The sequence below is a fragment of the Pseudoalteromonas sp. S1612 genome, from assembly GCF_005887175.1.
In the GTDB taxonomy this organism is placed as follows: domain Bacteria; phylum Pseudomonadota; class Gammaproteobacteria; order Enterobacterales; family Alteromonadaceae; genus Pseudoalteromonas; species Pseudoalteromonas undina.
Genome location: NZ_PNDH01000029.1, coordinates 1 through 23,177 on the forward strand (window position 1 = coordinate 1; position 23,177 = coordinate 23,177).

Below are 23,177 nucleotides of genomic sequence, written 5' to 3' on the forward strand. Positions count from 1 at the left end.
CCAGGCTCCAAATAAGAGAAACCCGTTACAGCGATGTGACGGGTTTTTTGCTGTTTGCAGGAAAGCAAAATGCGCACACTCACCCAGACCTATCGCGTAGGTTGGGCGAGCGAAGCGACTCCCGACGCATAGAGAGTATCCCATTTGTTATGTGGCTCTCCATCGCTGTGGGCACTACGACATTACCAGGCTCCAAATAAGAGAAAGCCCGATTCGAAAGAGTCGGGCTTTTTTACGTCTGCAGAAAAGTGAAAATACTAGCTATCAGCCGTCAGCTATCAGCTGCACAGCGTTAACCAGGCAACCGTAGCGTGCGTTGAGTATCTAGAACCCCACGGGCAAAATAACGCAACGTTAACCTCAGAGCCAACGCATCCCATTAAAAACATTAAATGTATCTTGCTATGTTGCTCTCTAGCGCTGTAGGCACTACGATATTCTACAGCGTGGTCACTACGAAGGAACGCGCCGACGCCAAATATGTGCAAGCTCGAATCTAAATTTAGGTCTTTCGAAGGGGATATGGCTGATAAAGTCATCAGTCCATATATTTAATAATCAGCGAGGTCGTTAGCGATTAGATAAGAATACAGTAAGCTTTTTACCTATTTTTAAATGGTCGCTCGAAAGGTTATTCCATTGTTTTAGTTTAGTAATACTGACTTTGTAGTGGCTGGAAATTTTCCATAAGCTATCCCCCGATTTAACCTGATGTTCAATTTGGGTATCGGCTAATTGAGGGAGCACAAGCTTTTGGCCAATTCTAATGGTGTTACTTTTTAGATCGTTAAACGCTTTGAGTTGGCTAATACCCACTTTGTAGCGTTTCGCTATAACACTTAAGCTATCGCCACGTTTTACTGTGTAGTGTTGCCACTGACTATAATCATTGGAATCAAGATTAGCGAGCATGTCTTTAAATTCTGTTTGTTCAGCAACTGGAACAACAATGTGGGGTGCATCAATAATGGCAGGAAAGCGGATCACACCATGATTTAAAGATTCAAGTTGCTGCCATTGCTTTTGGTTATCTAAAATAACAGCGCCATCAATAGGCAATACTGCAATTGTTGGGCTGTTTGAAATTGTAGGAAAAGCCATTTTTTGGCTTTTTAATAATTGTGCCGCAGCTAGTAATTTTGGCACATATTGGCTGGTTTGTTTAGGCAGTTTTAAACTAAAAAAGTCGGTGGGCTTACCTTGCTTTTTATTATTATTGATGGCTCTTAACACTCTGCCTTCACCTACATTATAAGCCGCAATTGCGTGGTACCAGTCACCATCAAACCGCTTGTGTAAATATTCCATAAAATCCAACGCAGCTCGGGTACTGTCTATTACGTCTTGACGTCCGTCATACCAAGGGGATATTTGCACTTTAAAATATTTAGCAATAGCAGGCGTTAGTTGCCACAACCCAGAGGCATGTTTATGTGAGTACGCACTGGCATCAAAGTCACTTTCAATCAACGGCATTAATGCTAATTCTATGGGTAAGTTCCGCTTTTCAACCTCTGTGACTATATAATAAAGGTAAGGCTCAGCACGGCGACTAATTTCATCCATGTAATTTGGGTGCGATAAATACCATGCAATGCGTTGTTGTACATCTGGGTGGCTTGAATTGGCAAATGTTAGCTGTGCGCGAATACGTTGCCATACATCATCAAGTTCTTTTGTGGTGAGTGGCGCTATTTGTGCAATATCTTTGCGCTGTTCACTAACAATTGTTTTGGGGTTAGCCTTAATTTCAGAGGTTGATGTTGGTGTATCGGGTGTGGTTTCACAGCCGGATAAAAGAAATACTAATGGCAAAATGCGGATAAATCGATTTGAGAACACGTACTACACTACTCCGAAAATATAAATGCGGCTAACCTAAAGCAGGTAAGCTTAACATAGGGTGAGTTAAGAATGACTTGTAGTTGAATTTAACAGTTCCTTAAATTGATCTTTATAGCGACGCGATAAGTTAAGTACTTTTCCTGTTGTAAGTTTTACTTCACTATCGCCACTTGCTAATGGCGTGATTGATTCAACCGCGTCTAATCTAATCGCATGAGAACGGTGAATGCGGCAAAACCCTTGTGGCTCTAACTGAGTTATAAGTTGTGCCATGGTTGCACGAAAAGGGTAAATTCGAGCGCCAATATGTAGATTTACATAATTGCCATTTGATTCAAGCCAATCTACTTCTGCTACGCGAACAATAAATTCTTTTCCCAGCTTTTTTACCAGTAGCCTGTCTAAGCTTACATGTTCAGCAGTATCTTCGCCTTGACTGATCGGGGCTGCTTCACCTGTTAATTGGCTCACGACATATTGATAGGTTTTAATAACAATAATCAAAAATAAGAATCCCCACAAATCTTTGCGGTATTCATAAAGTAACTCAAACCACACTAACCCAAAGTCATATTGCATACCCTGCACGGTGTAAATGAGTTTGCGGATAGCGACCATAATACCAATATGTAATAACGAAAAAGCAATGCTCGCTACTAAGTACAGTAATATTGAATGAGAGATTTTTTGCCAAATAAAGGGCTTAGCTTTTAATAACCAAACTAAAGCCGGAAACAATAATAAAGTGCCAATAGCACTCGAGTATTCCCACACAAAGGGCTCCCAGAGCATAAAAGGAAGTGCGCCATCACGTTGGGCTTCCATAATATTTGAGCTGGCATTAATGGTGTTGTTTATAAAAATATAACTACATAAAAATAAAGCCGCGTACCAAGTTTGATAGCGCTGAAAGTGCGATAAAGTGATCATTATTATTGTAACTCTTTAAAAGACCGCAATTAGACTAGCAAGAGAGTGATAAAACACCAAGTTTATATCATCCCTGATATCCACCGTTTATCCCTATTGACTGTTTTATAAGCCTTTTATGATTGCTTAACACGGTGTGTTGTCCATAGTTGTTATTAATTACTCATAAGTTAAATCTTCTATGAATCTTAAAATAGTCATTAAAATTACAACACGTACGCTATTAAAACCTTGGTTAAATGTGTTTAACCAAGGTGAAGAGTTACCATCTCGCCGTTATGATTTAGATTGGCTGAGAGTACTTGCCTTTGGCTTATTAATTTTTTACCACACCGGTATGTTATACAGTGAAAATTGGGGCTTTCATTTTAAAAGTCAGTACTTATCCAGCGGTATTGAAAACGTCATGCTTTTATTGTCGCCATGGCGGATGGGATTAATTTGGTTTATTTCAGGTGTGGCGCTGCGCTTTATTGTTGCGCGCTTTAGTCTAGGTATGTTTTTAACTACACGAAGTGTAAAAATATTACTGCCTTTATTGTTTGGCATTTGGTTTATTGTGCCTATTCAGCTTTATGCGCAAATGAGCCAAGAAGCCAGTTTAGCTATGGGCTTTTGGCAGTTTTACAGCCAGTTCTTTGATTTAACCAACCCTTTATTCGAGCGCTATCAAGCAGGGGTTTGGCCTCATGTCGATGTGAATCACCTTTGGTACTTACGTTCGTTATGGCAATTTACTTTATTGCTGGTGCTAGCAATGCCGCTGCTTCATCACGCTATTGTTCATACAATAATCACGCGTTTATGTGGGCGCTCGTTATTGACTATTTTTATTGTATTGCTATTGCCGCTGTGTATTTTAAAACTGAGCTGGCCGAGTGATACTTTCCGATACCCTATGGGCGCGCTGTTCTTACTTTATGGTTACTTATTTGCTTGGCAGCCTACATTTTATAGCCAGCTACTTCGCCATTGGCGAGTGCTATTAGTGGTATTCACTTTAGGTTATATAGTTGTTGTGCTGTGTTACAACACGATTTGGCAAAACCCTGCTGCTAGCCAATGGCAAATTACCAGCATGGATATGCTGTATACTGCGCAACGATTAATGGGCGTGTTGTTAATTCTGGCACTAGCACAACGTTTTTTGAATCACGATCACCCTAAACTGGCTTTATTAAACGGTGCAGTATTCCCTTTTTATCTATTGCATCAAAGTGTGATTATTGGCCTTGCGTTTTATTTGTCGAAGCTGCAATTAGGTGGTTTTGTGGAGCCATTACTTATACTCAGCCTCACTTTCATTATTTGTTGGTTGGTGTTTATTGCTGCGCGACGTATCGACTTATTAAGCCCATTTTTAGGTATAAAAGCCACAGGCAAATATAAAGCATGGCAAGTTAAAGCGGGCTTTGGTTGCGGGCTAATATTGGTAAGCCCGCTGATCTTTAGGTTGGTTTAGCATTAAAAATATAACTTAAAATATTTTATAAATGATTGGTTTTATGTGGTATGTGCTACAAAACTCGGTTAGATTAAAAGGCTACTATGTGGTTATACAACCTTGGCAAAGCAAATTTATTTTAGGGATGATTGATGCGTTTTTTCTTACTAATTGTATTTTTATGGGGCTTGACTAGCGAAGCTTTTGCTACAACAGCACCTAATTCAACGCCTGTAAATTCTGCTCCGATTATAGCTAATACGCAAAATAGCCAAGATTTGATGTATCAGCAACTGTTTAGTATGCAAAGCCAGCTTGTTCGGCTCGATGAAAAATTACAGCAACAAAAATCACTCGGTAATGATATTAAGACCTTAGAAGGGGCCCAGCAAGCACTCAAAGTTCAACTTGCTAACTTACAAACTAAACTCGAAGCGCAAAATAATCTACAAGCTAATAATTTTACTGGTTTTAATGGGCGAATTGGTGATTTAAAAGACTCAATAAATTGGTGGTTTTCTATATTAACGATTTTTCTCGCATTGGGCGGTTTACTTATTTATAAGCTAAGTAGAAAAGAAGCAGAAAATGTAGCGCATCAACAGGTGGAAGGCTTTATTAGCAGTAATGCGGATGAAATTTTAGCCAATGCGCAAGTTTCTTTGGAAAAGCAATTAGGTGAGGCTAATACATCTGTTGAATACCTAAAGAAATATATCGATGAAGCCCATCAGATTATTGAAGAGAAGAGAAAAGAAGTTGAAGCAGCGGCTGATGATGTGCAAAGGTCTTTTACAGAGAAACAAGAGCCAAACCCTGAGTCATTAAGAATATTAGAAAATAGCACTAATAAATTAAGTAAAGGGCATACAACTGCGCGTGAATACTCAAACCTAGCAAGTGTTGGGTATGGGAAAAAGAACTATAAAGAGACTCTAAAATATCTAAATTTAGCTATTAATACTTTGAAAGATAGTGAAAAACAAACTCGATTTCATGCACAGTTGTTATGGAACAAAGCTATTGTCCATTCTATGTTGCAAGATGTAAATGCTGAACTTAAAGCTTATGATGAGTTAATACAAAACTTTAAAAGTATACATAATGAAGAGAGTTGGGGTTTTGTTGCAAAAGCGATGTTAAACCAAGGTGTCGCTTATGCTAAGGAAGAAAAGTTTGAAGACGCACTTAACAGCTATGCGGCTTTGCTTGAGCAGTTTAAAGGCTCGTCGAATGAAGAGATTCAAATTCGGGTGGCTAAAGCGATGTGTAACCAGAGTGCTGTATATTGCCGGAAAAAAGATTTTCGCTCAGCTCTAAAATCGCATTCAATACTATTTAAACAATTCCGCAGCTCAGAAAATAGTGAGATTAAAGACGTAATAGCTGATTTACAGGCCAATATTGCTGAACAGGCTTTACTTTATGAAACACCAGAACAAGTCCTTTCTCGTGTTGCAGAGGCAGAAAAATACTCAGAGGACCCACAGCTCTTAGCCGTAATGCAGTTTATTCGCTTTCTACTTGACGATAAATCTATTGAAGAAGTGTTTACTGCCTTAACCAAAATCCCAACAGAGATGGACTTAACGTGGAATTTTGGTGAGCTTAAAGATTACCTAACCAATAATTTTAAAGGTATAAAGCAACAACAGATTCAAGCTGTTGTGCAGTATTTTGAGCAACATAAAGATATTGAGCAATTAGGGGTTGAATTAGGAATTAAAGGCTAGCTCAATATAAATTAAATATCGCCGTAAACGACGACCTTTAGGGCGGGCTTTAGCGTGTTAAATATCCTTGAGCTTTATCGCGGGGTTACCAGCAACAACAGTGTTCGCAGCCACATCTTTGGTCACTATCGACCCAGCGGCCACAACAGCGTTATCACCAATTGTAACACCAGCTAATATAATAACTCCCGCGCCAATCCACACGTTATTACCGATAGTAATCGGTGCTGCAAAGTTCTCTTTATTGAGCCGCTCTGTGGGGGTAACCGCATGAGATACTGCCAAAAGTTGAACGTTCGGGCCAATTAAACAATCACTGCCAATGGTAATTGCACCCTCACTAATGGGGGCATCCAATACAGTGCAGTTAATGTTTATAAAAGTACGATCACCTATTTGTATTTGACTGCCATAGTCACAATGAAAGCCCGCTTCAATAATTACTCCATCACCACAGTGTGAGCATAATTCTTTTATTCGCTTTAAATTACCTTTACTGGGGCTTTTATTAAATAAGCGGCAAATTTCGTGCACAGTTTTACGCTGCGCTAGATTCTCTTTACTAATACTATTAAATGACTGCATATCAATTTTGTTTAACTTAAATAATGGTGCCTAGCTTAACCTACTTTAAGCATGATGATAATTTGAATAAAACTGCTTTATTTTTATGCATTCACTTGCCATTTATTATGTTTCGTTTAAAATCCCCTAACTTTCGAAACGAAACTTAATTGTAATCACTTATGACCAAACGAAACACTCAGCAACGCCGTCATCTGATCCTTAGCCAAGTTAATGAATTAGGTGAAGTGGCTGTCGATATTTTAGCTGAACAGTTTCAAACATCAGAAGTAACTATTCGAAAAGACTTAACCTCGCTTGAAAAAAGTGGCTTATTGCTGCGCCGTTACGGCGGTGCTATTGCGCTACCAAAAGAGATTGTTAGCGATGAGATTGATTCTAAGCGCAAAGTGGCCATTGCCAAAGCGGCAGCTGCGCTTATAAAAGATCATAATCGCATTATTATAGACAGTGGGCGCACCACTGCAGCGATGATCCTTGAGTTGGCTAGCAAGCAGGGGTTAGTTGTTATGACTAACGCTATTAAAGTAGCAACGCGTTTATTAGCACTTGAAAATGAGCCAACACTTTTGATGACAGGTGGCACGTGGGATCCGCATTCAGAATCGTTTCAAGGGCAAGTAGCTGAAAATGTTCTATGCTCATATGATTTTGATCAACTATTTATTGGTGCCGATGGCATTGATGTAGCGCGTGGAACAACCACGTTTAATGAACTTGTTGGATTAAGCCAAGTGATGGCTAAAGCGGCGCGCGAAGTTATTGTGCTGGTTGAGTCAGAAAAGATTGGCCGAAAAATACCAAATTTAGAATTACCGTGGCAAACAGTAACCACATTAATAACCGACAGTGGCTTAGCAAGTGATAAACGTGCAGCCATAGAGGCGTGTGGTGTAAAACTAATTTGCGCAGAAATTATGGAATAGCAACTAAAACGTAAGTTGCTAGAATTAAAAAATTAATGGAGACACTATGTGTGGAATCGTTGGGGCTGTTGCAGAACGTCCAGTAAATAAAATCTTAGTTGAAGGCCTTAAGCGTCTTGAGTACCGCGGTTATGACTCAGCAGGTGTAGCTTTACTTGAAGGCAATACACTGAATACAGTTAAAGCAGTTGGTAAGGTTGTAAACTTAGAGTCAGCACTTGAACAAGCAGCTGTTAGTGGCCACACAGGTATTGCGCACACTCGTTGGGCGACTCATGGCGGTGTAACTGAAGCCAATGCTCACCCACATGTTTCAAGCAATCAATTAGCACTTGTACATAACGGAATCATTGAAAACCACGCAAGCTTGCGTGCAGCACTTAAAGGTGACGGTTACGAGTTTTTATCAGACACCGACACTGAAGTCATGGTGCATTTAATTCATCAATTACGTCAGCAGCACACCACTTTATTAGCGTCAGTTCAAGCAGCTGTTAAGCAGTTTGAAGGTGCATTTGGTACCGTTGTGTTCGATAAAGCGAATGATAACGAAATTATTGTAGCTCGCTCAGGTAGCCCGTTAGTTATTGGTTTAGGCCTTGGTGAAAACTTTATTGCTTCTGATCAACTTGCATTATTACCAGTGACTCGCAGCTTTATCTTCTTAGAAGAAGGTGATGTAGCGCGTATTACTCGCGACACTGTAGAAATTTTTGATGCAGATGGCAACGCGGTTGAGCGTGAAGTTGTTGAATCAAACATTACACAAGATGCATCAGGTAAAGGTGATTACCGTCACTACATGCTAAAAGAAATTTATGAGCAGCCACTTGCAGTACGTAACACCCTTGAAGGACGTTTAAACGATGACCGCGTAGCTATTGATGCTTTTGGCGATAGCGCACAGCAAATATTTAAAGACGTAAAACACGTACAAATTATTGCCTGTGGTACGTCATACCACTCAGGTATGGTTGCTCGTTACTGGCTTGAGCAATTTGCAGGTGTTAGTTGTAACGTAGAAATTGCCTCTGAGTTCCGTTACCGTCAGTCATTTGTACACGAAAATAGCCTACTAGTAACTATTTCACAATCAGGCGAAACGGCTGATACTTTAGCTGCACTGCGTTTAGCTAAAGAGCAAGGCTATATGGGGTCAATGACTATTTGTAACGTACCTGGCTCATCGCTTGTGCGAGAATCAGACCTTGCCTTTATGACCAAAGCAGGCGCTGAAATTGGTGTAGCCTCTACTAAAGCATTTACTACACAGCTTGTTGGTTTGTTAATGCTTACTGCGTCTATTGCGCAAGAGAAAGGCTTAGATCAAAGCGCGATTGTTAACGCTATTAAACTGCTACCAGCTAAATTAGAAGAAACGCTACTATTGGCTGATGGCATTGCAGACCTTGCTGAAGAATTTGCTGATAAACACCATTCACTGTTTTTAGGTCGCGGGTCGCAATACCCAATCGCGATGGAAGGCGCACTTAAGCTTAAAGAGATTTCATACATTCACGCTGAAGCCTACGCAGCAGGTGAGCTTAAACACGGCCCATTAGCGCTTATTGATGCCGACATGCCAATTATTGTTGTAGCACCAAACAATGAATTGCTTGAAAAGCTTAAATCAAACGTAGAAGAAGTACGTGCTCGCGGCGGCATCATTTATGTATTCGCTGATAAAGACTCACACTTTGAGTCAGACGACACAATGCGTGTAATCAACGTAAACCACGTAGATGACGTAATTGCCCCTGTTGTATATACAATTCCACTACAGTTACTGTCGTACTATGTAGCGGTCATTAAAGGCACTGATGTTGACCAACCACGTAACCTAGCAAAATCGGTTACAGTTGAGTAAAATCAAAAGGTTATAGGTTTTTATTAATGTTAAAAAAGCGCTTAAGGCGCTTTTTTTGTGCCTGAAACTCTGTTAGCTTAGTAACTTATTATTCTCTAAGGGATTAGTCATGCGTTTATTAACCGTTATTTGTTTTGTTAGCTTTAGTATTATTTTTAGTTCACAAAGTGCCTTTGCACAATCTGGCACTAAACAGCAAAGTACAGATTACTCTCAGTACACACATACTATTAAATCGGTTGTTTTAAACGAAGAACGCACAGTTGTCGTGCAATTGCCTAAAAGCTACCAAGCTGAGCCAAATAAGGTATATCCAGTTGTTTATCGCTTAGATGGGGCGGGTAATATACCGCTTGCAAGTGCTGTTATTGAGCGTTTACAAAATGATAATCGTGCGCCTGAGGTTATTATTGTCGCTATTGAAAACACTAATCGACTTAGAGATTTTTACCCTACAGTGAATAAAGAGCCACAGGGCCCAGTTGGTGAAGGGGGCGGTGCTGCAACGTTTTTAGCGTTCTTTGAGCAAGAGCTCATTCCTTTAGTAAATAAGAACTATCGCACGCATGACTATAAGGTTATATCTGGCGCCTCTGCGGGCGGTGTATTTGCGCTATATGCTTTGCAGGCCAAACCTGAATTATTCCAAGCACATATTGCTTATAGCCCCGCAGTTTGGTGGAATTATGGTGCAATGGTAAAAAGCACAAAATCGTTTATAACTAAAACGAAAGACCTGAATAACTACGTTTATACTAATATTGGCGAAGAAGCCGGTATAATGCGCGAAAGGTACGATGAATTACAGCAATCACTGCAATCGCATAAAGTGCAAGGGTTACGCTTTTTTAGTGATGCGTTTGATGGTATCTCGCATGGCTTAACCTCTGCTGCTGGCGTATTTAATGCATATTACAACTTATTTTTACCTAAGCAAATGCCAATCAGTGCTTTAACTGACGATGTTGTCTCTATTGATGCTTATTACCAAAATCTATCTCAACAATGGGGCGAACAGGTATCGCCACCGGATCGCGCTGTTAGGCTACTTGGTTATAACCTAACGGATAACCAGCAATTTGAACGGGCTATTGAGGTGTTTAAATACAATATAAAAAATCACCCAAAATCAGTTAGTGCGATCTCTGCTTTATCTTATGGCTATGAGATGCAAGGTAATATTAGTCAAGCGCTGGCTCATATGGAATCTGCTTTAGCCATTGCAGATGACTCATACCCTTATATAAATTACTTAAAAGAAACAAAAGCTAGGTTACAGGTAGAGCTAGATAAACGTAACTAGAGTTTTTAGTTACTGTTAAATAAAAATGACGCGCAAGCGTCTTTTTATTACCTGTAGCTAAATATTATTTAAATCACTAACCTCTACTTAATAGCTGCTAAATACGCTAAAATTACAGGCTATTTTTAGCAATGAGCCCGCACCTTTTATGACCTCAGCCGCAAATCCTAGTAATTTCAACGAACTTGGCCTTATTCCAGAGCTAATTGCTCGTTTGTCTGACCTTGAATACACGCAACCTACGCCGATTCAGGCAAAAGCAATTCCAAGTATCTTGGCGGGGAGTGACTTAATTGCGGGGGCAAATACCGGCTCAGGTAAAACAGCAACCTTTGCTTTGCCTATGCTACAAACGCTATTTTTAGCGCAAGGTGCTAATAAAGCGCCGAGCAAAGGCAACTTTGTAACAGGGCTTATTTTGGTACCTACTCGCGAGCTGGCAGTGCAGGTAGCCGATAGTGTTAAATCGTATTCTGCTAATTTTAATGGCGCCATTAAAACGGTGGCGGTATTTGGTGGTGTGTCGGTTAATACCCAGATGCAAGCACTTCGCGGCGGTGCTGATATCATTGTTGCAACGCCAGGGCGTTTACTCGATTTAATCTCAAGCAATGCGATTAAGCTCGATAAAGTAACAACCTTAGTGCTTGATGAAGCTGACCGCATGTTAAGCCTTGGCTTTACTGAAGAGCTTGCTGAGCTATTAGCGCTTATGCCTGCTAAAAAACAAACCATGTTGTTTTCAGCGACTTTCCCAGAGCAAGTCACACAATTAACGCAAGAGCTGTTAACCAACCCTGTTGAAATACAAGTACAAAGCAAAGACGAAAGCACTTTAGTTCAGCGCGTATTTACGGTTAATAAAGGCGAGAAAACCACGGTTTTAGCGCACTTAATTAAAGCGCATCAATGGCGCCAAGCACTTATTTTTGTCAACGCTAAAAAAGATTGTGAGCACTTAGCCAGCAAACTTGAAAAACGCGGCGTGAACGCACAAGTATTCCATGGCGATAAAGGCCAAAGCGAGCGTACTCGCGTAATTGAAAAATTTAAAGCTGGCGAAATAGAAGTACTTATTGCCACCGATATAGCAGCCCGTGGTTTAGATATTGCCAAACTGCCTGTTGTTATTAACTTTAACTTACCGCGTAGCCCAGCTGATTATATGCACCGTATTGGCCGAAGCGGCCGTGCTGGTGAAGTCGGTTTAGCGTTATCGTTAATTGATTATGAAGACTTCCATCACTTTAGAATTATCGAAAAGAAAAACAAACTTCGCTTAGAGCGCGAAGAGGTAGCAGGTTTTGCTGTAAACCAAGCCAACCTTGATGCGGCACAGGCGCTAAAAAACGACAAGCCAATGGCCAAGCCAGAAGGTACAGGTAAGAAAAAGAAGAAAAAAGCCAACCAAGAAGATGATGTATGGAGCGGCTGGAGAAAAAGATAAGCCTTAATACATATAAGTCATTAAATCCAAGTCATAAAAAACCCTGCAAATTTGCAGGGTTTTTTATTGGTATTAGCTTGTTTAGCTATGCAGCAAATTAAAACTTAGAAGGTGCTGGTGGTATCACTAAGGGTTGTTTAGGATTTTCTTTAAGCTCCTTTAATAACTCTTGTACAGCACGCTCTATTGATGGATCTTGGCCTTTATAAATAAGCTCTGGACGATCAATTACTTTAATATCTGGTGCAACACCTTCGTTTTCTATGATCCAGTTACCTTTTGTGTCTAAAATACGGAATGTAGCAGCAATTACTTGTCCGCCGTCTACAAGGCTTGGGTTACCAGAAATACCAATTAAGCCACCCCATGTACGGGTACCAATTAGCTTACCTAGACCAGCCTGGCGGAAGTAGTAAGGGATTGCGTCACCACCAGAACTTGAATAGCCATTTATTAGCATGGCTTTAGGACCATTGTGCGCAAACTGCGGTGTTTTAGTTGGCTCTACACCACGGCGTTTCCAATAGTTAAGCGGTTTACGCGCAAGCCAAGTGATCATATGCTCAGGAATAAAACCACCGCCATTGTAACGGTCATCAATAATCATGGCATCTTTGGTTGTTTGCGGCATGTAGTTTTTAAACATGGCGCGGTTACCCTCATAGGCTGTATTTGGCAGGTGCACATAGCCAATACGCCCATTTGATAGCTTATTAACGTAGGCTGCACGCGAGTTAACCCAATCTAAATAACGTAGACCTTGCTCACTGGCTACCGGTTTTACTGTTACTTGCCACGCACCTTTGCTACGCGGTTTGCTGTTTAGCACTAGCTCTACTTGCTCGCCTTGGGTGTTTTCAAGGAGTTCGTAAAAGTTAGCAACGTCTTTAACCGAGCGGCCATTTACCGCAATAATGTAATCGCCGTTATGTGCTTTTACACCAGTAGTCCCCAGCGGTGAGCGGAAATCGTCATGCCAGTTTTCACCTTTAAAGATTTGCTCTATTTTTACGTAACCAGATGGGTCGCTTGCAAGCTTAGCGCCTAATAAACCGTGATTTTTACGTTCGGCTTTTGGCATATCGCCCGATTGCACGTAAATATGACCTGAGTTAATTTCGCCGGCAATTTCGCTAAGTACGTAATCAAGGTCGCTACGGTGGCTAATAGCATCAGCCATAGGTTGGTATTTAGCTAAAATAGCATCCCAATCTTGACCGTGGTGATTTTCGTCGTAGAACCAGTCACGCAGTGTGCGCCAGCCTTCTACGTACATTTGTTGCCACTCAGCTTGCGGGTTGATTTTAAGCGTCATTTTGCTTAAATCTAGCTTGTTGGCGTCTAGGTCTTGCTTTGGTTTAGGCTCTATTAAGCTGTAACCGCCACTTGTGTGTACAAGTAGGTGTTCGCTGTTGCTCGATATAGTGTAATTGCTAACACCTTTAGCGACTGTTTCTAGCTCACTGTCGTGCTCGGTACCTATAAGTTGTAATGCGCCATTAGCAAGCGTCAGTACGCCGTCTTTTACTGCGGTTAAGCCACGGTAATCGCCCGCTGGCGCGTTAAGAGCGGTAACACGCTGCATAAAGTCGCTGCTTTGCAGTGCGTTTTTAACTTTTTTGTCGTCTTCTTTTTCGTCGTCATCGTCTTTTACAATCGTGGTTTCATCACTTTGTAAGGCAATAAGCGGTTTAACACTGTCGTTTACTGCGGCCGCATAAATACGGGTGGCGCGGTTAAACATGTAGTCAAACTCGTAACTGCTAAACGCAAGGTTAAAGTCGCGCTCAGAGCTAAAGTAAAGGTATTGGCCATCTGGCGAAAAGGTTGGGTTTTGCTCGTTACTCATTTTGTCTGTTAGGCGCGTCACCTTTTCTTTTTTAAGGTTGTAGTGCCACAGTGAGGCATAACGGTTTTCGTTATTTTTAACATACACAATGTCTTGGCTATTAGGCGACCACGTATACTGAGTAATGCCGTCTTCGTCGTAAATGCCGGTATCAATTTTGTGTTGCTTGCCCGATTTTGCATCTAACCACCAAAGTGTGTTGTTTTTATCTGCAAACAATAGCTTAGCGCTATCGGGTGACCAAATAGGCGTAAAGCGCCAAATGGTACCATTGCTAGTAAGTTGCTTAATGGCATTGTTTTTACTGCGATCTTTTAAGTAAATTTCGTACTCGCCGCTTTCATCGCTCATGTAAGCAATGTAACGCCCATTTGGTGACCAGCTTGCATCTATTTCGCGGCTTTTCTCTGTGTAAGATAAGTTGCGTGTAGGCCCTTGTTTGATTGGTACGCTAAACAGCTCACCACGGGCAGTAAATACAGCACGTTTACCATCGTGAGAGAGCGACATAGAATCAATAAAATCGCTAACATTTTTGCTATACGGCATTGCGTATTGGCGCACGCCTGCAATGTTAATGCTTAGCTTAGCGCTTTTTTGTGTTTTTGCGTCAAAGCGATATAAATAACCGCCGTTTTCATAAACAATCGCATTTGGGCCAGCTGAAGGCCAAAGTACGTCAAAGTTTTTATAGTTGGTAAGTTTTTTTGGTTCGCTGCCTTTACGGTACTGGTAAAGGTTTAGCGTGTAATCACGGTCAGACACAAAGTAAATATCGTCACCAACCCAAGTTGGTTGCTGGTCGGTTGCACGGTTTGTAGTTAGTTGTTCTGATGTGTTTTTTTCTAAATCATAAATCCATACATCTTGCGCACGACCACCACGAGTACGTTTCCACGTACGAAATTCTCGGTCAATTGGCGTGTAAACATATTTGCTGCCATCTGGAGATAGCATGCCGCCACCAGTTTCTGGAATCGCTAATGGCTGTTCAAGTCCGCCATCTGCAGGAACCATGTAAGGGCGGCCCATACGTTTTCCCCATGGTGTGCGGTTAGCTCTAAATACCACATTTTTACCATCGGCGGTCCAATCTAAAACGCGGTAATCAAAACCTCCACGCGGTGGCATTGGGCCAACGTCATTATAATAAGTAAGCTGCTTTAGGTTTGAACCGTCACTGTTGATCACATAAATTTGTCGGCTACCGTTATACTCGGCTGAAAATGCAATGCGCTTACCGTCAGGGGAAAACTTAGGAAATGTTTCAAAGCCAATATGGTCGGTTAAGCGTTTGCTTTCGCCTGTTTGCGTATTCGCAATATAAATATCGCCACTGTAGACAAAGGTAACGGTTTGATTATGGATATCTGGAAAGCGGAGTAAACGAGTGTCTTTAGTCTCATAGGCCGATACACCCGGCGCGATTGCTGCAGCCAAGGCAAGAGCCAATGTTGTTAGTTTTTTCATGGAATTACATCCTATATTAATAGCTATCCCATCATAACAATAAGGTGCAAAATAGCGATGCACTTACGATAAAAGGTCTGTTACAAAATGTGAATAAAAAAGGTTGGCATTAAAATGCCAACCTTCAAGGGAGTACTCTTTTTAAAACGTAAAATTAATGTACGTGGTCGTGCTCTTCCTCTTGTGCAATACCTAACCAAGTGATCGCGGCTGGTGGGAATGTAAGTTCTAGTTCACCTTCAATTTCTAAGTCTTCTAGGTGTACTTGTACAACGTGTTGGGCTATTGGGTCGGCTACGTAAGCAAACTGACCATTTTGCGCTACTGTCATACTAAACTTCATGCCTTCAGGCATAGTTGTTACATCTTCTTGTGTAATATCAACTTGACCTGCTAGCTCCCAGTGTATGTGATCGTCGTGCGCATGCGCCTCAAGCACGTTTAAAAAGCCTAGGCTGTCTAAAACTAAAAAGTGCTCGCCATTCGCTGAGAAAGAGTAAGAAACAGCGCTTGCGCCATCAGCTAGTTGCCATTCAAATTCTTCCATTTCAGCTTTCGCAGGATTTATACTCACAATCACAGCAGGGCCGCCGCCGTGACCAGATGCAACACCAATAAAGGTTTCGCTGCCCTCATGGCCGTATATACTACCAATGCGTAAGTCGCCGACGGCATCAATATTTATTACTTTTTCAGCGTGATATTCGTCATCATGCTGGTGGGCTAATAGCACACCGTCACTACAGCCGAACGCTACGTAATCATGGTTTTGTGCTGCGCCGTGCAAATCAGGGCATGTTAACTCTAACGTTTGTTCAAGTTCGTATTCGCCATCATGAAAATGATAAACACCCACTTGGTCAGGCAGGATTTTAGCGTTTGATGTACTTTGAGCATCATCGCGGCGAATGGTCGCTAATAAATGCTCTCCACGAGGCTCAGCGACGCCGTGCATATTAATGTCGTAACTAATACCAGGTAAGGTCGCTGTTGCGTTTGTTATGTCGTTATCTGTTAATACTTCAACAGACGCAGTTGTGCCTGATGCTGCATCACCATCATAAAATACCGCTAATTTACCATCGTGCTTTACCAAGTGAGTAGGGCGACTGCCGCTAGTTAGCTCATAACTGCTAAACTCAGGGCTTTGTTCGTAATCATGCAGGTGTGCGCCATGATCTTCGCGCCATAAGCCACCGTCTATAAAGCCGAGGTAATCTTGAGCGCGGCTAGCAATCACGGCATAACGAAAGTCAGGCGACGACGATAGCGTGTTTGAATCATTAGTAAGAGTGAATGTATCAAGAAGCTCATTGTCGTCTAAGTCGAAAAAGTTCGCTTCGTTGCTATCGCCAGCAAGTATCGCAAGCCTACCTAATGAATCAATAGTGTATTCATCACCGTGGTCGCCACCATCGCCATGATCGTGGCCGTCATCAGGTACTTCTATTGGGTCTTTTTCGACAATGTTTGTTTCTGCATCACCACAAGCGGTGATTAATGTGCTGCTTATTGCCAGTGCAATTAATTTTAATTTGAATAGTTTAGTCATGTTAATTTCCTTTATTTATAATTTTTTAGCGCTTAAAAGTAACCGCGAATACCTAGTGCAAAGCTACGACCTGGACGTGGTGCTATATTCTTTAAAAATGAGCTATGCACGCGCGCTTCTGTGTCTGTTAAGTTAGTGCCACGTAGATACACAGACACATCTTGATTTAGCACTGATAAGTCATATGAAACGCTGGCATCAAGTATGGTGTAGCCGTTTGTGGTTGTTTCTTCTGGCGCGGTACGGTCTTGCTCTTGATAACGAGTTACGTGGAGGTGCGCACTCAGCTTATTTGTTTGGTAGCTAAACTCAGTACCAAAACGTAGCGGTGGTGTGCGTGGTAAATCGCCACCGTCTTTAAGGCGTGCACGAACGTTATCTGAGAATAAATCAACTTTAAACTCATCGGTTAACTGCCATGCAACTTGTGCTTCAAAGCCATGTAAAATTACGTCATCTGTTTTAAATAAATAAACTGGGAGTTCAGATGAGTGATCATGCTCGTCACCGTGGTCATGATTATGCTCATCACCATGGTCGTGGCCGCTTTCGGCGTATAGGCCTGTGTCGATTTGGTAATAATAATTGTCGACTTGGTTGTAGAAAGCATTAAGAATGAAACCGATATCACCTTGGGTTTTACGAAACGTTAAATCAATATTGTTTGCTGTTTCTAGGTCAATCGCTTGCTCAGATAAACCAAAATGGCCGTCTTCATGAATATCAAATAGTGCGCCTACTTCATAAGTACCAGTTCCAATGTGAGGGCCGAATGATAATAGCTCCGACACCGAAGGAGCACGCTCAGAACGAGATACCGACAAGCCTAAGTTGTAGCTAGGTGCAAAATCCCACACGACACCTGTTGATAAACTAACTGGTGTGAATTCTTGTTCTACGTCAAATACGCGAGTATTGCCGGCATGTTCTTCATGAGCATGATCGTCATGAACACCGGTGTCATTATGTGCGTGTGCATCAATGTTAGGTAGTAACACGTCATCAGCATCGATGGTTACCCGTTCAACTCGGCCACCTAATTGCACTAAAAAGTCACCAAAGTGTTTTTCTTCCATCAGTGCTATAGCAAAGCTTTGTGTTTGTGACGGTGGTGTGAATGCCTCAGAGCCTTGCGCTTCAACATCACTGTGTTTGTAATGAAAGCTCAAACCACCATTCCACTGCGCAAACGGGTTATGCATTAAGTCTACGCGTAACTCATTGGTTTCATTTTCAAACGTGGTACCCACTGCGCCATGTTCAATTTCAGCATGTTCGTAATCTGTAAAACCTGCGCGCAGGTTTACTCTATTAAGCCATTTGTTATCAAGGTTATATTCACCTAGCAACTGCACTTTAGTTTGCTCTAAGTCGGCATATACGCTTTCCTCAGCGCTATTAACATCTTCGCCACCATGGGTGTGGCCTGGAATGCCGTATTGACGATTAAATTGCTCAACAGCTATCCCAACAAAACCTTGGTCCATTAAATAGCTGGCCCCTAGGGTAAAGCCATCAGACTCTTCATTACTGTTTGCAACCGTATAATCACCACTGTGCTCTTCATGGTCATGGTCATGGTCATCGTGGGCTAATTCAGCGGCCACGGGTATTTCATAGTCATCAGCTTCACGCCAAAAGGCATCAGCATAAAATGCAAAAGAATCAGTGCCAGTAGTGGCATTAAATGAGGCGATTTTTTGATTATCAACAGAGTTGTGCTCTACATTCCACTCACCGCGAGTAGTGCTATCTGTTGGCACCCGATTATCAACTACATTAACCACACCACCAATGGCGCCGCTGCCATAAAATAATGTGGCAGGGCCACGTAATACTTCGATTTGTTTTGCGGTTGATGCCTCTGATGCGACTGAGTGATCAGGGCCAACGCGCGAAACATCACTGACATCAAGGCCATTTTGTGTAATTAGAACACGCGGCCCGCTTAAGCCACGAATAATAGGAGTACTGGCTACTTTTGCATGAAAGTTAGTATTAACCCCCGGGAGTTTTTCAAGGCTATCGCCAAGGGTTGCAGCTTGCTGCCGTCTTAATTGTTCGCCAGATAACACGCTAACGGGAGACGAGGATTCCATTGCCGACATGTGAATAGGCGTCGCTTCAATATCAATTACTTCAATGGGTGAACGTTCTAAGTTAAAGGTAATTGACTGGCTTTTATCATCACTAAATGTGATATCTCGATGCAGATGGGCATAACCAGGGGCGGTAATATGAAGTTCTTTTAAACCACTTTTTAAATCAGTTATTACGAACTTACCGCTTGCATCTGTTACTGCTGTTATATCTGAGCCTTCAACTTCTACAGTTGCATTCGTCACCACTTTACCTTGGTTGTTTAGAACAACACCTTCGATGGTATTTGCAAGTGCATTTGTTGGTAGTAGGGCTGCTATAAACAAAGCTAATTGAGATTTTCGTGTCATATGAATTCCTTTGCGAATGTTATATTGTATCAATTGTGCTTGAAATGTTATATTGTATCAATAGTTAATTAACTAAAAATCACTCAGGATATATAATTTGGCTACTTCACCTACATAACTTAAGTTGAATTTTTATTTAAATTCAGTGCGTTAAGTGCTTCTGTCATTGTTTAGGTGTTGTTCGTGGGGGATCTGTTTGCTGTAAAGCAAAAGTTAGTTGTTACATTTATTTATCTCTAGTTAATAAATTTTTAGATAAAACCACAGCGGAGGCATTGAGCAACAAGGATGGCAAAGTTAAAACATCAGCCCACTACATTAGAGTGGGTAATATGAAAAAGCAGCGATTTAAAGAGATGATGGGCTTTGCGATAAAAAGATGTGAAGCCTTTGAAAAAAAATTAACGCCAAAACGTCAGCAGGTATTTGAAATTCTATTGAAAGCAAATAAACCTTTGTCTGCTTATGAGTTAACAGATCAATTTAATAAGCAAATAAATACACCGATTTTGGCAATGTCCGTTTATCGGATATTAGGTTTTTTAGAGTCGGTAGGTCTGGTACATAGATTAAAGTTAGAAAATAAGTTTATACCGTGCAGTCACGTTAATGATGATAGAGAGCATCAACTATCGATGTTTTTAATTTGTAGCTCTTGTAATAAAGCAAGTGAGGTGAATGACCTTAACAATTCGGTTAAATCTTTGTTTAGGGAACTGAAAATGAAAGGGTTTACGCCAGCAACTTCGCAATTAGAAATCTCAGGTGTTTGTTTTGGGTGCCAGCAAAGTACCGCAAACACAATTAAAAAGAAGGATAAATAATGAAGCTGACTCAAACAACAGCAGATAAGCTTGCCATTGGGCTTTCGTTAATGTGCACGGTACATTGTTTTGCAACACCGGTTATTTTAGCGCTGTTGCCAAGCCTTGCTGTACTACACATAAATGCTGAACAGTTTCACTTGTGGATTCTTGCTGTAGTATTACCAACAAGCTTATTAGCTTTGAACTTAGGCTGTAAAAAGCACAAACGTACACGTTATATGGCGTGTGGAGTTGTTGGTTTAGCTTTTTTGATAATTGCAGTATTGCTAGGTCAGAAGAGGCCGAAAAAGCGCTCACTTTAATTGGCTCCGCTTTTATCGCACTAGCCCATTGGTTTAATTACCAACAGTGTTTTAAAAAGAATAACGAAAATTGCCCCTGTTCAGGTGATAAATCAGATCAACTTGTTTAACACTGCCAGTGTTAAAAATAGCGACTATGTGGCATTGTAATTATAAATATCGTTTTTTAGGTAAACTAATTTAGTGAATACTGCTTTAAGGCTTTTGCTGTTACTTTGTGTTTTCATCTGTTTTAAATTAAGCGCAAATACCCCCTACGAGATCCCTAGAAGTAGTGTTATTGAGCTCACCGACCCTGCTACCAAGCGGGTGTATCCTATTTTTATCCAGCTACCTAAGTCATATGCAAAGGAGCCTAATAAAACGTATCCTGTTATTTATTTAACCGATGCGCCGTATGCATTTCCTATCGTTGCCGGTGCCACACGGTTTCCAATGAATAGCGGCAAAATGCAACAGGCTATTATTGTGGCGATCAGCTATGAAAAAGGCTCAAGAGGAGCTAGTAGTCGAGTTAGGGATTATACACCCACTCAATCCCTGAGCTGGAAAAAACAAACCGGTAACGCTAAAAATCATGCACTGTTTTTAAAAAATACCGTGCTGCCGTTTATCGAAAAAAGTTACCGAGCAAGCAACACGCAAAGAACGTATATAGGTAACTCGTTAGGCGGTTTATTTGGCGCCGCTGTTTTATTTACGATGCCTGAGCTATTTAGCAATTATATCATTGGCAGCCCGTCGGTTTGGTTTGATAATAATGCACTGCTAGCGTTAAAAGCGAATAAACCCCAAATACCAATAAAGGTTTATGTATCTGTTGGGGCAAAGGAAACGCCAGCCTTTGGTGAAGGGCAAAATATGGTTGAAGGCGCAGCGCAACTTGTGAAAAAAATTAATGCGCTCAATAGCGATAATATAAAATTAAAAAGTGTTGTTATTGAAGGGGCACAGCATGCAACCGCATTCCCAACTACCGCAATACAAGGGCTTGATTGGGTATTGGGAAGCAGTCAATAAGCTCAAAAGGGGTTCTCGATACTTTTATAGTTAAATAATTGATATTAAATCACTTTAATGTCGCTTTTCCACTTTACCAGCGCTGCTATAAATTCGGGGCCAATACCACAGCAGCCGCCAATAATTGTTGCGCCTAGGCTATGCCATTGTTTAGCAAATGCTACATACTCAGCAGGAGATAAATCGCGGTAACCTTGCGAGCCTTCATTGGCTTTATAATCACTGGCGATTGGTGTAAAACCATTCGCAAATGCTCCTAAATCAACATGTTTATTTTGCTGTTTTAGCACGCGATTAGTGTCGCGCAGCGCTTGTTCAATAACCTCGGGAATAGAGCAGTTAAAGAATATGCCCGCTATTTTATATTCGAGTAGTGCTAGGATAGCGTCTGATACTAATTCACCAGAGCGCAATGTCGCTTGTTCGCTTACTTCATCACTTAGGGTAAATGCGTAATAACATGGCTTGTTTGAATTCTTCAGTACGCTTGCCATTACCCGCGCTTCTTCAATGTTTGATATGGTTTCACCAATCCAGATGTCTACATATTCGTCTTGTGCTTTATAAAGGGTATCTAAAATAGTAAATGCGCGATCACTTTGGAAAAAATCAGCACGATACGAGCCAAAGGCAGGAGGCAGTGAGCCGGCAACGAGTACCGTTTGCTTTGCGTTTTGAGTCACCTTTTTTGCAATAACCGCTGCCTGCTCAGCAAGCGCAGCACCTTGGGCTTGGTATAGCGTTTCACCTAAATGAAAGGGGACACACGCATAGCTGTTAACAGTAATTATTTCAGCGCCAGCATCTATAAAACCTTGGTGTGCTTGGGTTACACATTGCGGTGCTTCTATTAAAGCTTGCGCACTCCACAGTGGCTGTGAAAACGGCGCGCCCATGCGTTTGAGTTCACGACCCATGCCGCCATCTAATATTATTAACTTGCTCACAATGGACTTCTATACGTCTAAATAATTAAAGCTATTCAAACATACTTTTTGAAAATTCATAATGAAACTTCATCAGGTTGAGTATGAAAAAAGTTCAACATGTTTTGAACAGGCACAAAAAAAGCGACTACTCAAAAGTGTCGCTTTGTTTTAATAAGGGTTAGCTTACTTATAAAAGGCTTCTACTGTGCCTTTTACTTTCATAAGTAATGGCTGGCCGCGACGGTCTAGCGCTTTAGGTGCCGCTACTTTTATCCAACCTTCGCTGATGCAGTACTCTTCAACGTCAAAACGCTCTTTACCGTTAAGTGTAATACCGATTTCATGCTCAAATACTTCTTCTACATAAAATTTGCTACGTGGGTTAATAGACAGTTGATTAGGTAATTCTGGTTTGTTTGTATCAGTCATAATAGTGATCTGCGTTGAATTAATTATGCGCTATTGTAGGCAATAGCAAGCTTAGGCTCAAGCAAGAGATCAATAAACTAATATATTGTGACGAGCTTTTATAGAGCTGTTACATATATTATGAGAAGGGTTAAGCAGTCGCTGGAAATACAAAGTAGGTGTTATTGATATAAAATTTGGCTGTCACCTTCTTGTCATTAAAATTACCTTTATTAGTAACATCTATTTCCTATAGTGCAGCGGTTGATGTTTTTGAGCTCACAGTTTTT

Annotated in this window: 17 protein-coding genes and 1 pseudogene; 10 read left to right on the plus strand and 8 right to left on the minus strand. The window is 41.2% G+C overall.

The window, feature by feature from the left end:
- A partial coding sequence (locus CWB78_RS18875) for a hypothetical protein (protein ID WP_212750860.1) occupies nt 1–200 on the plus strand: 200 nt, incomplete at its 5' end.
- A gap of 370 nt (nt 201–570) precedes the next feature.
- On the opposite strand, the gene CWB78_RS10805 is transcribed toward CWB78_RS18875, so the two are convergent.
- The gene (locus CWB78_RS10805) at nt 571–1,842 is read right to left on the minus strand and encodes a LysM peptidoglycan-binding domain-containing protein (RefSeq protein WP_138595526.1); all 1,272 of its coding nucleotides are present in this window, start codon (nt 1,840–1,842) and stop codon (nt 571–573) included.
- A 66-nt stretch (nt 1,843–1,908) separates the two neighbouring features.
- Nucleotides 1,909–2,772, minus strand: coding sequence for a LytR/AlgR family response regulator transcription factor (locus CWB78_RS10810; protein WP_138595568.1), 864 nt, complete (start codon nt 2,770–2,772; stop codon nt 1,909–1,911).
- Between the two features lie 184 nt (nt 2,773–2,956).
- On the opposite strand from CWB78_RS10810, the gene CWB78_RS10815 reads away from it, so the two are divergent.
- Both CWB78_RS10815 and CWB78_RS10820 read left to right on the plus strand, forming a co-directional pair.
- Nucleotides 2,957–4,237, plus strand: a complete 1,281-nt coding sequence (locus CWB78_RS10815; RefSeq protein WP_138595528.1) for an acyltransferase family protein — start codon at nt 2,957–2,959, stop codon at nt 4,235–4,237.
- Between the two features lie 134 nt (nt 4,238–4,371).
- Nucleotides 4,372–5,952, plus strand: coding sequence for a hypothetical protein (locus tag CWB78_RS10820; protein WP_138595530.1), 1,581 nt, complete (start codon nt 4,372–4,374; stop codon nt 5,950–5,952).
- A 57-nt stretch (nt 5,953–6,009) separates the two neighbouring features.
- Here the strand turns inward: CWB78_RS10820 and CWB78_RS10825 are convergent, their stop codons facing one another.
- A complete protein-coding gene (locus CWB78_RS10825) occupies nt 6,010–6,537 on the minus strand; it encodes a sugar O-acetyltransferase (protein WP_138595532.1) in 528 nt (175 codons plus the stop codon).
- A gap of 161 nt (nt 6,538–6,698) precedes the next feature.
- Here CWB78_RS10825 and CWB78_RS10830 point away from each other — a divergent pair, with 161 nt between their 5' ends.
- From CWB78_RS10830 to CWB78_RS10845, 4 genes are all read left to right on the plus strand, one after another.
- Nucleotides 6,699–7,463, plus strand: coding sequence for a DeoR/GlpR family DNA-binding transcription regulator (locus CWB78_RS10830; RefSeq protein ID WP_138595534.1), 765 nt, complete (start codon nt 6,699–6,701; stop codon nt 7,461–7,463).
- Nucleotides 7,464–7,509: 46 nt separating this feature from the next.
- On the plus strand, nt 7,510–9,330 hold the full coding sequence (gene glmS, locus CWB78_RS10835) for a glutamine--fructose-6-phosphate transaminase (isomerizing) (protein ID WP_138595536.1): 1,821 nt from the start codon (nt 7,510–7,512) through the stop codon (nt 9,328–9,330).
- A 109-nt stretch (nt 9,331–9,439) separates the two neighbouring features.
- Nucleotides 9,440–10,633 (plus strand): alpha/beta hydrolase-fold protein, encoded by a 1,194-nt coding sequence (locus tag CWB78_RS10840; RefSeq protein WP_138595538.1) that lies wholly within the window; start codon nt 9,440–9,442, stop codon nt 10,631–10,633.
- Between the two features lie 148 nt (nt 10,634–10,781).
- Nucleotides 10,782–12,080, plus strand: coding sequence for a DEAD/DEAH box helicase (locus tag CWB78_RS10845; RefSeq protein WP_138595540.1), 1,299 nt, complete (start codon nt 10,782–10,784; stop codon nt 12,078–12,080).
- Between the two features lie 97 nt (nt 12,081–12,177).
- On the opposite strand, the gene CWB78_RS10850 is transcribed toward CWB78_RS10845, so the two are convergent.
- The 3 genes from CWB78_RS10850 to CWB78_RS10860 form a co-directional block, all read right to left on the minus strand.
- Nucleotides 12,178–15,399, minus strand: a complete 3,222-nt coding sequence (locus tag CWB78_RS10850; protein WP_138595542.1) for a S41 family peptidase — start codon at nt 15,397–15,399, stop codon at nt 12,178–12,180.
- A 154-nt stretch (nt 15,400–15,553) separates the two neighbouring features.
- Nucleotides 15,554–16,951, minus strand: a complete 1,398-nt coding sequence (locus CWB78_RS10855) for a 5-methyltetrahydrofolate--homocysteine methyltransferase (protein WP_138595544.1) — start codon at nt 16,949–16,951, stop codon at nt 15,554–15,556.
- 32 nt (nt 16,952–16,983) lie between these two features.
- On the minus strand, nt 16,984–19,401 hold the full coding sequence (locus tag CWB78_RS10860; protein ID WP_138595546.1) for a TonB-dependent receptor: 2,418 nt from the start codon (nt 19,399–19,401) through the stop codon (nt 16,984–16,986).
- Between the two features lie 332 nt (nt 19,402–19,733).
- Between CWB78_RS10860 and CWB78_RS10865 the strand changes: the two genes are divergently transcribed.
- The 3 genes and pseudogenes from CWB78_RS10865 (at nt 19,734) to CWB78_RS10875 (ending at nt 21,550) form a co-directional block, all read left to right on the plus strand.
- Nucleotides 19,734–20,225, plus strand: a complete 492-nt coding sequence (locus CWB78_RS10865; RefSeq protein ID WP_138595548.1) for a Fur family transcriptional regulator — start codon at nt 19,734–19,736, stop codon at nt 20,223–20,225.
- A pseudogene (locus tag CWB78_RS10870) lies at nt 20,225–20,640 on the plus strand (MerC domain-containing protein). Before CWB78_RS10865 ends, CWB78_RS10870 begins: the two are co-directional and overlap by 1 nt.
- Before the next feature lie 73 nt (nt 20,641–20,713).
- The gene (locus tag CWB78_RS10875) at nt 20,714–21,550 is read left to right on the plus strand and encodes an alpha/beta hydrolase (protein ID WP_138595550.1); all 837 of its coding nucleotides are present in this window, start codon (nt 20,714–20,716) and stop codon (nt 21,548–21,550) included.
- Nucleotides 21,551–21,594: 44 nt separating this feature from the next.
- On the opposite strand, the gene CWB78_RS10880 is transcribed toward CWB78_RS10875, so the two are convergent.
- Nucleotides 21,595–22,497: a homocysteine S-methyltransferase family protein gene (locus tag CWB78_RS10880; protein WP_138595552.1), complete on the minus strand. Its 903-nt coding sequence runs from the start codon at nt 22,495–22,497 to the stop codon at nt 21,595–21,597.
- A gap of 165 nt (nt 22,498–22,662) precedes the next feature.
- Nucleotides 22,663–22,908 (minus strand): DUF3297 family protein, encoded by a 246-nt coding sequence (locus tag CWB78_RS10885; RefSeq protein WP_008112798.1) that lies wholly within the window; start codon nt 22,906–22,908, stop codon nt 22,663–22,665.
- Nucleotides 22,909–23,177: the final 269 nt, after the last annotated feature.

Coding starts and splice junctions, on each gene's coding strand:
- glmS (WP_138595536.1), top strand. CDS start 7,510: ATGTGTGGAATCGTTGGGGCTGTTGCAGAACGTCCAGTAAATAAAATC.
- CWB78_RS10830 (WP_138595534.1), top strand. CDS start 6,699: ATGACCAAACGAAACACTCAGCAACGCCGTCATCTGATCCTTAGCCAA.
- CWB78_RS10855 (WP_138595544.1), bottom strand. CDS start 16,951: ATGACTAAACTATTCAAATTAAAATTAATTGCACTGGCAATAAGCAGC.
- CWB78_RS10840 (WP_138595538.1), top strand. CDS start 9,440: ATGCGTTTATTAACCGTTATTTGTTTTGTTAGCTTTAGTATTATTTTT.
- CWB78_RS10885 (WP_008112798.1), bottom strand. CDS start 22,908: ATGACTGATACAAACAAACCAGAATTACCTAATCAACTGTCTATTAAC.
- CWB78_RS10850 (WP_138595542.1), bottom strand. CDS start 15,399: ATGAAAAAACTAACAACATTGGCTCTTGCCTTGGCTGCAGCAATCGCG.
- CWB78_RS10825 (WP_138595532.1), bottom strand. CDS start 6,537: ATGCAGTCATTTAATAGTATTAGTAAAGAGAATCTAGCGCAGCGTAAA.
- CWB78_RS10820 (WP_138595530.1), top strand. CDS start 4,372: ATGCGTTTTTTCTTACTAATTGTATTTTTATGGGGCTTGACTAGCGAA.
- CWB78_RS10865 (WP_138595548.1), top strand. CDS start 19,734: ATGAAAAAGCAGCGATTTAAAGAGATGATGGGCTTTGCGATAAAAAGA.
- CWB78_RS10860 (WP_138595546.1), bottom strand. CDS start 19,401: ATGACACGAAAATCTCAATTAGCTTTGTTTATAGCAGCCCTACTACCA.
- CWB78_RS10845 (WP_138595540.1), top strand. CDS start 10,782: ATGACCTCAGCCGCAAATCCTAGTAATTTCAACGAACTTGGCCTTATT.
- CWB78_RS10815 (WP_138595528.1), top strand. CDS start 2,957: ATGAATCTTAAAATAGTCATTAAAATTACAACACGTACGCTATTAAAA.